The 15,300-nt window shown below is 45.7% G+C and carries 9 protein-coding genes; 5 read left to right on the forward strand and 4 right to left on the reverse strand.

Translation table 11 applies throughout. The annotated features are described in order from the left end of the window. From RMO52_RS12830 to nblB, 5 genes are all read left to right on the forward strand, one after another. A partial coding sequence (locus RMO52_RS12830; RefSeq protein ID WP_310414736.1) for an NB-ARC domain-containing protein occupies window positions 1–3,990 on the forward strand: 3,990 nt, incomplete at its 5' end. Window positions 3,991–4,261: 271 nt separating this feature from the next. Continuing rightward, window positions 4,262–5,050, forward strand: a complete 789-nt coding sequence (locus RMO52_RS12835; protein ID WP_310414739.1) for an RNA ligase family protein — start codon at window positions 4,262–4,264, stop codon at window positions 5,048–5,050. 104 nt (window positions 5,051–5,154) lie between these two features. Then, window positions 5,155–6,306 (forward strand): AAA family ATPase, encoded by a 1,152-nt coding sequence (locus RMO52_RS12840; RefSeq protein ID WP_310414742.1) that lies wholly within the window; start codon window positions 5,155–5,157, stop codon window positions 6,304–6,306. Between the two features lie 172 nt (window positions 6,307–6,478). Then, window positions 6,479–9,481 carry a poly(A) polymerase gene (locus RMO52_RS12845; protein WP_310414745.1) on the forward strand — a complete coding sequence of 1,001 codons (3,003 nt, stop codon included), beginning with the start codon at window positions 6,479–6,481 and terminating at the stop codon, window positions 9,479–9,481. Window positions 9,482–9,603: 122 nt separating this feature from the next. Further along, a complete protein-coding gene (gene nblB / locus RMO52_RS12850) occupies window positions 9,604–10,245 on the forward strand; it encodes a phycobilisome degradation protein NblB (RefSeq protein ID WP_309739770.1) in 642 nt (213 codons plus the stop codon). A 159-nt stretch (window positions 10,246–10,404) separates the two neighbouring features. On the opposite strand, the gene RMO52_RS12855 is transcribed toward nblB, so the two are convergent. From RMO52_RS12855 to RMO52_RS12870, 4 genes are all read right to left on the reverse strand, one after another. After that, window positions 10,405–11,178: a HEAT repeat domain-containing protein gene (locus RMO52_RS12855; protein WP_309741146.1), complete on the reverse strand. Its 774-nt coding sequence runs from the start codon at window positions 11,176–11,178 to the stop codon at window positions 10,405–10,407. Window positions 11,179–11,658: 480 nt separating this feature from the next. Then, on the reverse strand, window positions 11,659–12,315 hold the full coding sequence (locus tag RMO52_RS12860; protein WP_309741148.1) for a hypothetical protein: 657 nt from the start codon (window positions 12,313–12,315) through the stop codon (window positions 11,659–11,661). A gap of 165 nt (window positions 12,316–12,480) precedes the next feature. Continuing rightward, entirely contained in the window at window positions 12,481–13,737 is a 1,257-nt protein-coding gene (locus RMO52_RS12865) for a dihydroorotase (RefSeq protein WP_310414749.1), read from the reverse strand. A gap of 213 nt (window positions 13,738–13,950) precedes the next feature. Then, complete coding sequence (locus RMO52_RS12870; RefSeq protein ID WP_396134968.1) at window positions 13,951–15,288, reverse strand: histidine phosphatase family protein; 1,338 nt, start codon at window positions 15,286–15,288, stop codon at window positions 13,951–13,953. Between the last annotated feature and the right edge of the window lie 12 nt (window positions 15,289–15,300).

Genomic DNA, 15,300 nt, shown 5'->3' on the forward strand with positions numbered 1-15,300 from the left:
CAACGTGGATCGCTGAATACGCTGCAAGCTGAGATCGTCTCGAAAGTCTGGAAACGCGCTTCATATCAGGAGATCGGTAGAGAATTGGGTTACGAGCCAGAATATATCAAACAAGTTGCATCGCATTTGTGGCGATTGCTCTCGCAGATAGTTGGAGAAAAAGTTTATAAAGGCAATCTCTGTGCGATCCTCCAGCGTTATCGCACCTGCTTGGCGACGACGAATTGGGGAGAAGCAATTGATGTGTGTCACTTCTATGGGAGAGGGACTGAGTTAGAAACGCTCGAACAGTGGATTGTCGATAGTCGTTGTCGGGTGGTGGGAATTTTTGGCTGGGGTGGCATTGGTAAAACTGCGCTCTCGGTGAAACTAGCTCGACAGTTGGAATCTCAGTTTGAATGTGTGGTGTGGCGAAGTTTGCGACAAGCAATCTCTCCGCAGGATTTGTTGAATGAAATCTTACCGATTTTGATTGCTTGCAGTGAGCGTAGTCGAACTGGTTCCGAGGTGCAGGAAAGTTCGATCTCCTTACTGATGCAGCAATTGCGCCAAAAACGCTGTTTACTGATCTTCGATAACGTCGAGTCGATTTTGCAAGCTGGAACTCAAAATGGCTGCTACCTGACAGGTTATGAAGCCTATGGCGAAATTTTTGGGCGGGTTAGTGATGAAAATCATCAGAGTTGTATGGTGATTACGAGCAGAGAAAAACCCAGCGGCATGAGCCTACGGGAAGGAGTTAATCTACCAGTTAGATCGCTGCAACTGACTGGACTCGACATCACTGCCGCGCTTTCTGTGAAACTGGCTCAACAGTTGGAGTCTCAGTTTGATTGTGTGGTATGGCGAAGTTTGCGACAAGCGATCGATCCGCAGGATTTGTTAAATGAAATCTTGCCGATTTTGATTGGTTCTGAGGTGCAGGAGAGTTCGATCTCTTTACTGATGCAGCAATTGCACCAAAAACGCTGTTTACTGATCTTCGATAACGTCGAGTCAATTTTGCAAGCTGGAACTCAAAATGGCTGTTATCTGACAGGATATGAAGCCTATGGCGAAATTTTTGGGCGGGTGAGTGATGAAAATCATCAGAGTTGTATGGTGATTACCAGCAGGGAAAAACCCAGCGGTATCAGCCTACGGGAAGGAGTTAATCTACCAGTTAGATCGCTGCAACTGACTGGACTCGACATCACTGCCGCGCAATATTTGCTTGTCGATAAAGGCATCACCGCACCACTCATCGAGCAGCACAATCTGATCGATTACGTCTACGGTAATCCCTTAGCTCTCAATTTAGTAGCAACAAGTATTCAAAATCTCTTCAATGGTGATGTTTGTGCTTTTTTAGCCCAAGGTACGGTTGTATTTGGCAATCTTTGGGAGTTAATAGATCGGCAGTTCGATCGATTATCAGTCTTGCAACAACAGGTGATGTACTGGCTGGCGATCGATCGGGAAGGTGTTACTCCCGCTCGATTGCAAGCAGCATCGATCCCCGCAGGTACGCTACCGATTTTATTAACAGCACTAGAAACACTCCGAGATCGATGTTTAATTGAAACTACCGAGTGGGGTTTGACTCAACAACCCGTGATTATGGAATATGTCACAAATAGGTTTATCGATCGGATCGAGCGAGAAATTATTACGGGAGAATTGGAGCTATTTAGAACCCACGCTCTCATCGAAGCGCAAACCAAAGATTACCTGCGGGATGCTCAAATTCAACTAATTTTACAGCCGTTAATCGATCGATTATTGACGCATTTTACGGATCGATCGCACCTCGAATTGCATCTTCACAAAATCCTGACTACCTTGCGCCATCAAACCGACAAAATCGGTGGTTATGCGGCGGGAAATCTGCTCAATTTATTTTGTCACCTCAAAACCGATCTCCAAGGCTTTGATTTTTCACACTTGGCAATTCGTCAAGCCTACCTCCTGAATGCAACCTTACACGATGTCGATTTTACTGGGAGCCACATCAGTCAGACTGTCTTTGCCGAAACCTTTGGTGGTGTCGTTGGAATTGCTTTTAGTCCTGACGGCGAACGTTTTGCGACTAGCGATACTAAAGGCGATATTCAGATTTGGGATGCTCGTACATTCACAAAACTCAGTAATTGTCAAGGGCATCAACACTGGGCTTGGGCGATCGCTTTTAGTCCTGACGGGCAATATCTCGCCAGTGCCAGCGACGACCATCTGGTGAAGTTGTGGGAGGTCGCCACGGGTGAATGTTTGCAGACATACATCGGACATACTTTTTCAGTCAATGCTGTCACCTTTAGTCCCGATGGAAAAATTATCGCCAGTTCCGCTCAAGATAGTACGATTCGCCTCTGGCGGACGTTTCCAGGTAATTTAAGTCCCGAAATCCAGACTTTGGTAGGGCATAATGGTCGGGTTTGGTCGATCGCGTTTAGTCCCGACGGTTGTACTCTGGTTAGTGGTGGCGAAGATCTGAGAGTGCGACTGTGGAATGTGGCGACGGGTGAGTGTTTGAATGAATGGGAAGCTCATACTGCTTGGGTGAGATTTGTTGCATTTAGTCCCAATGGTAAAACGATCGCGACTTGTAGTTACGATCGATCGATTAAAATTTGGGATATTACTAACCAAAATCCCCGACTTCTTCAAGAAGTCGGAGATTTGTCCCACGCCAAAATCCCCGACTTCTCAAAGAAGTCGGGGATGTTTATTCTCACATGTTTGCACACATTAATCGGACATCAGCAACCCGTCAGTGCGATCGCATTTAGTCCAGATGGACAACAATTAGTGAGCAGTAGTTTCGATAAAACTATTAAACTTTGGGATACTAATAGTGGCAAATGTGTAAAAACCTTCCTCGGACACCGTAACCGGATTTGGACTGTGGCTTTTCATCCCAATGGTACCCAAATTGCTAGCGGTGGCGATGACAATCATACTAAAATTTGGGATTTAGAACGGGAACGCTGTATTAAAACGATCGTCGGACATACTAATGCAATTTTATCCGTCAATTTGAGTCCCAATGGGAGTTATTTAGCCAGTGGTAATGAAGATACTACGATTAGAATCTGGAGTATCGATCGAGAAAAGATCGTCCAAACTTTGCGCGAACATACTAATCGAGTCTGGTCGGTTAATTTTAGTCCTGACGGTCGGTTATTAGCTAGTGGCAGTGCTGACTACACTGTCAAATTATGGGATTGGCAAGCAGGTAATTGCCTCAAGACATTGCGAGGTCATCATAGTTGGGTGTGGCGGGTAGTTTTTAGTCCTGACGGCCGAACATTAGCTAGTACTAGTTACGACCAAACAGTAAAAATTTGGGATGTTGACACTGGAGCGTGTTTGAAGACGCTGAAAGAACATCGCAGCCCGGTAATTTATGCCGATTTTAGTCCCGATGGTAAGCTGTTGGCAAGTTGTGAATTTGCAGGTATTATTAAACTCTGGAATCCGCAATCGGGTGAGTACTATCGAGATATCGGAGAGCATAGTAATAGTGTTTGGTCGGTTACTTTTAGTACTGATGGTCATTGGTTAGTTAGTTCGAGCTATGATGAAACCATCAAACTTTGGTCGGTAGAAACTGGCGAATGTTTGCAAATCTTTATCGGGCATAAAGGGCCGATTATCAGCGCGAAATTCAGTCATGACGATCGATCTATTATTAGTGTAGGAGTCGATCGCTCTCTCAAAACATGGGATATTGAAACTGGTAAATGTCTCCAGAGTCTGACCGAGCATAGTGGCTTAATTTATACTCTAGATGTTGGTAATGTTCGATTACCAGACATGGATTCGCCCAATTTTCTCGCATTTACTGGTAGTTTAGATGAAACTATTAAAGTTTGGGATTTAGAAGCTGCCAAATGTATCGCCACTTGGAAATCTCGCCGTCCCTATGAAGGAATGCAGATCGACAAGATTCACGGATTGACTAAGGCACAAAAAGCATCTTTACAGGCTTTAGGAGCGCAGTTAAGATGATTAGGCTGAGATTGCTTTCGATCGATCTGGCTCTTGACATACGATAATACATAGACTAGATTAAAAATATCTACAAGTTTGTCAGCGAGTTCGTCATGTAGCCCTCTACCTCTCCACCTTTAGCCAGTAATTAATATTTCCTAGCGGCGATTTTCAGCCACAGCCATTGTTTTTCATGGCAAGTTTTTAGGCGAGTTCCAAATCTCGAAGAATATTAATTACAAATTACGAATTACGATTTATATTGTTGCCTTGAGAGGGGAGCTGCAAAATGCTGATGCAAAAATATCCGCGAACGCCGCATATTGAAGGTTCGCGCGAACAGCCTGGGGATGAAGATTTGGACAGCATACCATTTAGGGCGATTGCCAATGAGTATGTAGTAATAGAGGAGAAAGTCGATGGTGCTAATGCTGCGATTAGTTTCGATGCTAACGGACAATTATTATTGCAAAGTCGCGGGCACTATCTAACTGGTGGCGCTCGCGAACGCCATTTTAATTTGTTCAAACAATGGGCGCACAGTCATTATGCCGCATTGTGGGAGATTTTGGGCGATCGATATATCCTGTATGGCGAATGGATGTATGCCAAACATACGGTGTTTTATGACAAGTTACCGCACTATTTCTTAGAATACGATTTACTGGATCGATCTTCTCATCAATTTCTCAGCACGGCGGCGCGGCGAGAGTTATTGACAGGATTGGTGGTAGCTTCGGTACCCGTATTGCTAGAGGGAAAGTTAACATCTCACAAGCAATTAGTCGGTTTATTAAAGCACTCCCATTTTATCAGTTCCGAACATATCGATAGGTTGCGAGAACTTTGTACAGAGCAAGGTTTAAATGCAGATCTGGCAATTCAACAAACTAATCAAAGTGTGTTGATGGAAGGTTTGTATATTAAGGTGGAGACACCTGAGTTGACTATTGCTCGATACAAGTATGTCCGAGCAGACTTTTTGACTACTATTTTACAGTCGGAAACTCACTGGTTAAATCGTCCAATTATTCCTAATCAATTACAGGCTGGTGTCGATCTGTTTGGAATGAAATAAGGGGTAAATAGTAATAAGCGATCGATATTTAATCGTAATGCGATCGCCTGGAATATTGATGGTGGGCACTGCCCACCCTACTTTTACTATCCATTACAATTATTATGAATAATCTAGAGATCGATCGAGATTCACCTTGGACATTTCCATATTGTCCGACAATATCAGATTTAAAAATAGATTGGACGGCAATCCTAGCACAATTCCCATGTTTGCGATCGCTAGCTAACTGCGAACAGAACCCGATTTATCATGCGGAGGGAAACGTTTGGATTCATACTCAACTAGTCTGTGAAGCTTTAGTTTCTTTACCTACTTGGCAAGCGATGAATGCAGCAGATCGATCGATCTTATTTACCGCTGCGTTATTTCACGATGTTGCCAAGCATTTAGCAACACAAGTTGCTGAAGATGGCAACATTACCGCCAAGTGGCATGTGAATCTAGGAGCGCGGATGGTAAGACAAATTTTACAAGATCTGCATACGCCATTTGCTATTCGGGAGGCAATTGTGGCGATCGTTCGATATGAGAGTTTACCGCTATGGTTTTGGGATAAACCTCAACCTTTGCGATCGATTATTAAAGCGAGTCAATTAGTTCGGTGCGATTGGTTGGCGTTGATGGCTGAGGCTGATGTCAGGGGACGAATATGTGATGATAAACAAAAAATATTAGAAACGATCGAGTTTTTTAGAGAATTCTGTCAAGAACATAATTGTTTCGATCGATCCTATCTATTTGCATCGGTTCATAGTCGGTTTATCTACTTCCACAAGGAAGATGCAGATCCGACTTATGCGGCTTTTGACGATACCCACTTAGAAGTAATTCTCATGTGTGGTTTACCCGGTACTGGCAAAGATTATTGGATCGATCGCAATCATCCAGATTTACCAGTGGTATCGCTCGACAAGTTGCGAATTGAAATGGGTATTTTACCCACAGACGAGCAAGGCGCGATCGTCAATGCAGGAAAAGCTCTAGCGAAGGGATATCTCCAATCTGAGACACCATTTATCTGGAATGCGACTAATATCGTCAAACCGATTAGATCGGGCTTAATTCGGATTTTTGCTGGGTATGGTGCGCGAATTCGGATCGTGTATCTGGAGGTGCCGATCGATCGGGTATTGCAGCAAAATCGCGATCGTAAAGCTCAAGTTCCTACTGCTGTCATTCATCGTTTTCGCGATCGATTAGAACTTCCCGATCTGACGGAATGCCATCAATTAGATTGTTTTGTTGATGTTTAATTATCAATATTTTTATTAACCGCAGAGGCGCAGCGATTCGCGCACGCCTTTGTTTCCCGACGGTTTAGCGCGATCGAGACAGAGAACGCAGAGAAAGACAGAAAGACAGAGAGAAGATAACCTAGTTGCTAGGTTGAATCAATATATTTACTATCCCCTATCCCCTATTCTCATGTCAAAACAAAAGATCGAAAAACAAAAAATGGCAACGATTACGGAGGTGTATAACCGGATTATCTGGGATAGCAATCTCAATCGAAATATGTTTATTGCGGGATTTAACGAGCGAATATCTGACACTATTCGCGAGAAGCCGCTGGCGCAGTGGGATGATAATAGCGATATCCCGTGGCATCGGGTTCGCTATATTCGTTGTGGTGAAACGATCGTTTGGGATCGCGAACATCGGATCGATTTAATCTCGACTAATCAGTTACCGGAAGTTGCTTGGAAGTCTGAAGTTGCTGGCTCTAATCGAGCCGATATAGCTGCTTTAGTTGCTAATAATCAAGCGCAGTTTCAGCCACGAGATATCTATCGGTACGATCGCAACGGCTGGAAGTTGTTTACAGGTACACTTAAGCCAGTACGGTTAGCTGAAAATCTGACGATCGTTACTTATAATATTTTATCCAATCTTCATGATGCCGATAAAATTCAAACTGATAAACGTTTGCCAGTTATTTTAGATGAGTTGGCTAAAACTGATGCAGATATCATCGCGCTGCAAGAAGTCACACCAGAGTCCCTAGACTTTATTTTAGCTACCGATTGGGTGCGGGACTATTTTATTTCGGAATCTCCTAATGGTAATAATGTCAAACCTTATGGTAATTTATTAATGTCACGGTGGGCATTTAAACTAGTAGAACATCAGTTTTCAGGACACAAGCGGGTATTAGTGGGTGAATGGCAAATCAACGATCGATTCGTTCATTTAGCAAATGTGCATCTAACTAGCGATCGTGGTGAAAATGCTCTCCAGAAGCGTACTCAGCAATTAGCAACTGTTGTCGGTTATCTCCAGCAACAGGGGGAAGATCGGTTTATTGTCGGCGACTTTAATACGCGAGGAAGCCAGCAAGATGAACTTATTAATTATGCCAATTTTATCGATATCTGGCAAAAGTTATTACCAGATCGCGATGGTTATACTTTCGATCCAAGTACTAATTCATTAGCGATGTTGATGAGTTTAGCAGGTGAGTCAGGCAGACTCGATCGCATCTTATGGTGTCCCGATTTTGCAACTAATTACCAACCGCAATCGATCGCTTTATTTGGCTGTAAACCGTTTGTTGGCGATAACATTCAGCTTTATCCATCCGACCATTTTGGTGTCTGTGGAGTTTTTAAAATCTCTGCGTCTACATGCCCGAGTGAATTGGATACAGTAGATTTAACAGCAATTGTGCCTGTTTATGAGAGCATCCTGGCAATTATCCCACCAGAAGATCTATTTCCGCCAATTCAAGCAATTCGCCAACAATACGATGCTGGCTTCGTGCGGATCGTGCCGCATATTACGTTGCTGTATGGGTTTTTACCCGATCGATACTTTGCGGAAGTAGTAGATTTAATTGCGCCGATCTTAGCTAAAATTGAGCCGTTTACCGTGACATTAGCTGATTTTGAGGTATTTACTCATCACAAAAGTGCGACGGCGTATTTGCGTCCTGTGGTGCAGCCTGAAGGGGCATTACACGAGCTGCAAAATACTTTGTATCGGTTATTTCCCCAATGCTACGAACAAAGTACCAAAACGATCGATGGATTCAATCCCCATTTGAGTGTCGGACAATTTGCCAATTCTGATGAAGCGATCGCTAAGCTACCACAATGGCATCCACTTAAGTTTACTGTCGATCGGGTCGCTTTAGTCAGTCGTCGTCGCAATGAATCTTGCTTTATTCGGCATGTTGTTGGCGTTGGTAAACTATTACCAAAAGTTGTCGAAACTAGTGAATTAATCGATTTAATCTCGCAGTTAGCACCGGAATTAACCGATCCAGAACGCTCGCATCGGGAGACAATACTTGCCGTTATCAAGCAAGCTTGTATCGAATGTTTGGGTAGTGAAGCATCGTTACATTTATTAGGTTCGGCACGCTTGGGAGTAGATAGTTTCGCTAGCGATTTGGATATTGTTTGTTTGATTCCCGACTATCTATCTGGGGAAACTTTTCTCAGTCGAGTGGCAGATTGTTTGGCTGGATTATGCGAGCGATCTCAAGTTGTATTGAATGCTAAATATCCAGTGTTGCGATTGCAAATTGAAGGGATATCGTCAGATCTACTTTACGATCGAGTCGAAGTCAGCGATGGCTGGGAAACGCTAGATCTGTATACTCTTAAATCGCAGATTAGAGAGCCTCACTCGATCGTCGGTTGCTGGGAAGCCGACCTAATTATCGATTTAGTTGAGCCGCATCTCTCGATCGAGCGATTTAGACTACTATTAAGAGCAGTCCGTAGTTGGGCAAAGATGCGCGGTTTATATGGCAACTCTTGGGGCTTTTTAGGTGGATTTTCTTGGTCGTTATTGTGCGCTTATAGCTGTATTGAATACAGTGGAGATAAATCTTTAGAAGCACTGCTAGCTCACTTTTTTACAGTCATAAGTCAACGAGATCGTCGTCAGGTAATTTCCCTAACAGATACAGGCAAAAAGTATGTGGCAAAGCTACCTCAAGATCTATTACCGATCGTTTCCTCGATCGCACCTTGCAAAAATACAGCTCGTAATGTCACCCGATCGACTGCTAGAATTATTCAAGCGGAATTCGATCGAGGCGCACAGATAACCGCGCAAATATTAGCTGGTAAATCGACATGGAAATCTCTCTATAAACCGATCGATCCGGTGATTGGGATGAGTGCCTTATTATCGATCGCAATTAGCGATCCAGATGCGATCGAATGCCAAAAATGTAGCGATATGTTTGAGAGTACGATCGTTGGTTTGACGATCCAGCTCGAACAAATCGGTATTTTTGTCCGTCCCATCCCTCAAGTTGAGTTACTCGAACACACACGTATTTTCAAGCTATTTCTTAATCTACCTACTAACGATGACCTCGATTCAGCAGCACGGTTAGGTCGAGAATTCATCAGTCAGTTAAACGGTGTGGGCGAGACTACCAAGCTAGATTTATCGATCTGTAGCACGCTATGATAGAGATCTGAAGATAATTACAGCGAGTGCTGAGGAAAGCCCCTATCTTCTTTTACCAAAAGTCGAGCCGAATTTCTAGACAAACATTTAAAATTCCATCTGAATTTCAATTTCCTAATAATATGTCCGAATCTATTACTACATTAATCAATTCTGAAAATAAAGGCGATCGGATTACTGCCTTAAATATGGTACGAGAAATTGAACCAGAGATTGCTTTTGGCTATATCAAACAACTGGTAACAGATACTAATACTCGCGTCCGTTATGCGGCGGTGAGCCAATTGGCGACACTCGGCTCGCAAGATCTCGATGAAAGTTTAACTATTTTACGCGATCGACTAGTCAATGACTCCGAGCCTGATGTTCAAGCCGCCGCTGCTGATGCCATCGGTGCGCTGAAGCTGACAGCCGCTTTTGACGATCTCCAAAATCTCTATGAAACCACCCCGGAATGGTTGGTGCAATTTAGCATTATCGCCGCTTTGGGTGAATTAGGCGATCCGCGTGGTTTGACATTATTGCAAACTGCACTAAAAAATGAAACCAGCCTGGTGCAAACTGCGGCAATTGGCGCGATTGGTGAATTGGGAGATCCGAGTGGCGTGGAAAGTATCATTCCGTTTGTCACCCATCCCGATTGGCAAATCCGTTACCAGCTCGCGCGTGCGCTCCACAATTTAGGTGGAGATCTAGCTACCCAAAATCTGGCAATCTTGGCAACCGATGAAGTGGAGCAAGTCGCTACAGAAGCACGGGGTTAACATTCTCGCATCTTGCATTACAACAAAGTTGCTTGTATTTTAGTGAATAGTGGATAGTGGATAGTGGATAGCGCTCTTCGCTGGTGCAAGCTGTGAGTACCTGAAATTTGGTGAGCGTTTTGGGAATTACTCGCTCGCGCTCGATCTGTTGACGCGCTTTTACAGCGGTAATTCGGATTCGGATTCGAGATTTTCGATCGCTTGAACGCCGCGCGGGTCGCCGAGTTTGAGTAGCGCCGATTTGGCATCATCTCTGACACCCAGATCGGCATCTTCTTCCAAGACTTGGATCAGTGCATCGACAGCCGTAGCATACACCACATTCGAGGGCAATTCCCGGCACAGTCTTCCCAGCGACCACGCACAATTACTGCGCACCGCTGCCAAGGGGTCGTTAATTAAAGCTTCAATGATCGGCGGTACGGTAGCGATAACAGCCTCATAACTGAGATCGGCAGCTTGTCCGAGGGCACTAGCCGCCCAGAGGCGGACAGCAGATATATCGATCTTGAGGGAGCGTAATAGCGGCTTGAGAGCGCGAAGATCGCGACAATTGCCCAATGCCCAGACGATGCCTTTGCGGACATAACCATTCCAATCTCGATCGAGTTGCAAAATCAAGGGTTCGACGGCATCGGTGCTGGGGTTGCGTCCTAGCGCATAGGTAGCCGCAACTCTCACCAACGGGCACGGATCGGCGAGTAAGACGATTAAATGGGGAATGGCGCGGGAATCTTGAATTTCGCAGAACGCCCGTGCTGCCATCATCCGCTGGGCGGTAACGGCATGAGTGAGTAAAGGTAACATTTCCTCTGGATCTGGCTTCGGTGGCTCTGGGGTGGCATCTAGCACCGCCAGCGTATCCAGAATCTCAAGCGGACTATCTATCTCCGTTTCATCCTCTTGGAAATTCAAATCTGCTTCGTAAACCATAATAACTACTCTAGCCTATGCCCATCCCCAATATCTAGCCTCAAGCCCACACTCGATCGGCTTCGCGATCGTTGCTGGCTGAAAGTCTTCCAGACCGAGTGAAAATCTAACGCTGATGGCATTATAGCAAAGTCAATGCAGCCAGATCGCGCTGGCTTGTACTTGGATGGGTAAGGGGCGAGGGAGAAGGGGGAAGAGGTAATAGGTAAGAGGTAATAGGTAATAGGTAATAGGTAAGAGAATACTGTAGGGTGTGTTATCGCGAAGCGTAACGCACCGAAGCAAGCACCGAAGTAGGGTGGGCACTGCCCACCATCTAGGTTTCAGGCAATATCTATCTAATAAATACTTACATTTAAGAAGGTCGGCAAAATTATTTTAACTACTAGAATCATCTGAAACCCTGATGGTGGGCAGTGCCCACCCTACTACTTACTTACTCTTACTAATAAATACTTACACCTGTCTACTTACTCAAGATTAGTTTGGGTCTAGATTAGACTTAAGTTTGAGTTGGAGATCCGTACCTTTTTTGAGGACGACTTCACCGCCGGGACTCGATAGCACAAATGCGGTAGCGGCGGCAGCACCAGCTAATTTACCATGCTTGAATTTGGTTTTATCGCCGATAAAGTTACCCGCGATCGTCCCACCTAAAATAATGCCTGCATTTTTGAGAAATTGACCTTTGGTTTTGGTTTCAACTCTAGTATTTACTAATGTCGCATCGATCGGGAGGAGATCGCCATTTTTGAGCTTGAGACTGTCGAAAGCTAAATTCATCTGTGCTTTCTTCCCTTTAGCAGCTTTATTAACTTTTTCTAAATGCCCTTCAATCGTGGCATCTTTTAAAGCCGGGTATTTACTAACAGAATTATTCTTAACTTTGATGGTAAATTTTTCATTATCGCGATTTTTACCGCTCGATAATTCTTGTTGCAAATCGGTATCGATCGTCACCCCAGCCGGGACGACAGCTAGCGCACCATTTGGCTTATTACCAGTCGCGGTCATTGCGCCATTAGTGGCTGTTCTGACGGTATCGACTGGCTTTTCGGCCACTTTGCTACCGCAACTAACTAAACTACCTAAAGATAGGGTTAGTAAAACTGCTGAAACGGATTGCTTAAACATCATAGACTCCACACTTCAAACCACACTAAAAATTGGATGTGATGGCATCAGTCTATCATTTGGCGATTACCTCCGGTAGGCTTCGCCAACGATTCAACTATGAGCTATTTGGATGGAAATCACTACTGCTACCCCTCCTCACAGATTTCGAGCTATACATTTAGCTATTTAAATTAATTGAGAATTATTGAGATCGTTTACTCGACCAATAATTTCTCGACCCAGCCATGGGGTATTACGACCCAAAGAGTTGAGACTAGTGGGGGTGACTAACCATGACTCGTAGGGGTCGAATAAGATAAGTTGAGTCGGGGGAGACTGGTGCAGACACTGAGCTGGCTTGCTGCTCAGTGCCGCCCACAGCTCGATCGCGGCTAATTTACCCGTGACGACTAGCTGTTGCCACAGTAATGGTAGTGCCAATTCTAGTCCGATCGCGCCAGCGGGAGCTTCCCCAAAGGCGACTGTTTTTTCCTCATAGGTATAGGCATGATGGTCGATGGCGATCGCATCTAAGACTCCTGTTTTAATCCCCTCAATCAGGGCAATTTGGTCGTCTGCGGTGCCTAGCGGCGGCGTCAGCTTGAAATTGGGGTCATAGGTGGCTAAGTCGCTAGTATTGGCAATTAGGTGCAGCCAGGTGGTACTGGCCGTAATTGGTATGCCCCGTTGTTTGGCGGCGGCAATTAGTTCGACACCCCGACGGGTGGAAATTCGCATCAGATGGACGGGGGTAGCGATATCGGCGACAATTTCGATAATGGCAGCGAGGGCGGCTGTTTCACTACTGACCGGATCGACGGGTAGACCATATTTGAGTGCGGCAGCTCCAGCTCTGGCGAGTCCCTGACCGCGTAATTGGCGATCGAGCGCATATAATCCGATCGGGAGATCGAATGGTTGCAGATATTCGAGTAGTCGCCGAATCAGGGCGGGATTGGCGATCGCCCGTCCATCTGCCCAGCCTGTAATATTAGTAGTAGCAAGTTCGGCGAGTTCGGTCATGGCAGCACCTTCGACACCGAGAGTCAGTGCGCCCCAATAGCCGAGTTGGGGACAGTTGGGGATCTGGGCGGCAAGTTGGTGGTACTCACGATCGAGACTGATGATACTACTAGCTCGATCGAGTGCTGGGAGGGTATCGGGTAAAATATTTACTGAGACAAACCCGCCTGCACGGGCAGCTTTGAGGAGCGATGTCAGAGTTTCGCGCTCCTCATGTCCGGGGGTACCGCTATGGCTGTACAAATCGACCAAACCGGGCGCGAGGATGAGCTGTTGTCCGGGAATAGTCTCTAGATCGGTTGGCAGTTGGGTATTGTCTGAGACTTCCTGAATGACGCCATCGATAACTAATATATCCACCACTCGATCGCGACGCTCGATCGGGTCTAATATTCTTACCTGTTGGAATAATTGGTTCATCTTTTCTGATTTTGAAGCAAGATTTGCCCTCTCCCCTTCTGAAGCTAAGGTCTATTCAATAGTTGGATCGACTGCGGCTGAGATCTTTACCCCACCCCAGCCCTCCCCTTATAAAGGGGAGGGGGCAAAAGCCCCCCTTTATAAGGGGGGTTGGGGGGTAAAGATCTCCGCCAAAATACAAACAACTCATGTGAGTCGAAGATCTGAGGGCTACTAAAGAGCGCCAGCGGCGGTTTTATCGAGGATACCACCTGACAGATGACTAGTAATATTCAAAGCTTGAATAACTGGCTGACCTGCAATGCCATCTGGATAGTCGATAACCGTCACCGCACCGTTACCTTGCTTGATCTTCCAGATATCTGCTAAACCTAGTCCCAGCAGAGAACACAACAATACCTTATTAGTCGCATCGTGAGCGACGACGATTCCCGTTTGGGGGGTATCGCCCACTTGTTGCAATACCCGTTGCCATGCCGCAGTCGCCCGTGTCCAGACACCTTGGAGATTTTCACCTTCAGGCATTTGGACGGACTCGGGATGAGTATGCCACCGCTCTAACTCGCCGGGATATGCAGCGTCGATCTCGGCTTCAAACTTGCCTTCCCAGAGTCCGTGTCCGATCTCGCGCAGATCGGCATCCTCATGTAATGTAAGCTGCGGATGCTCTTGCAGGATAATTTGGGCTGTCTCTTTGGGACGGGACATCGGACTGGTAAATCCGAAGTCGATTTGAGTGGTTTTTAAAAATTCAGCGGCTAGACTGGCTTGATTGCGTCCGTTATCGTTGAGCGGCACATCGATTTGCCCTTGAAATTTACCCGCGCGATTCCAGTCAGTTTCACCATGCCGGATCAGCAAAAAGCGTGGCCCTCGATTTTGCGGACGGTGTGTGGGGAGTTGTTGACCGAGATGGCTGGTTTGATTGAGCGATTCTAACTGGACATTTTCGCCCCAACCGCCACTAAAATTCAGCACTGTAACGCCGCAATTTGACTGCTGGATGCTGTGGTAAAGCTGAGCTGGGATACCTAGTGCCGTGCTAATCAACGCGCGGTTGATGCCATTGTGCGCGACGATCGAGATTGTTTGCCCCTGGTGCTGCGGCAAGATTTCTTGCCAAAATGCTGTCGCTTGCGCGTACAAATCTAGAACTGGAAAAAAGTCTCGCTCGGTGCCATCCGCCTGCGGTAATGACATTTTTAATTCGTGAGGATGTTCTTTCCAGGTGCGATATGCGGCTGCGTATTTTTCGCGAACTTCCTGATTGAACATGGTTTCCCACAAGGGCAGATCGATTTCTAATAAGCGATCGTCTACCTGTAATTGCTCTTGCTGCCCCAATTGCGCTAATACCGTCCGTGCTGTCTGTTGCGCTCTTTGGAGCGGACTACTGTAAACCTTGTCAAATTTTAAACCCTGAAATGCCTCACCTGTGAGCTTAGCATCCGCTAAACCCCGATCGGTCAGCACGGATAAATCGCTCCGCCCTTGGATGCGCCCCTGACTATTATAACTACTCTGTCCGTGCCGTAAAATAATAACTCGCATTCCCACAGGTCT

The sequence above is a fragment of the Chamaesiphon sp. OTE_8_metabat_110 genome (assembly GCF_031382685.1).
In the GTDB taxonomy this organism is placed as follows: domain Bacteria; phylum Cyanobacteriota; class Cyanobacteriia; order Cyanobacteriales; family Chamaesiphonaceae; genus Chamaesiphon.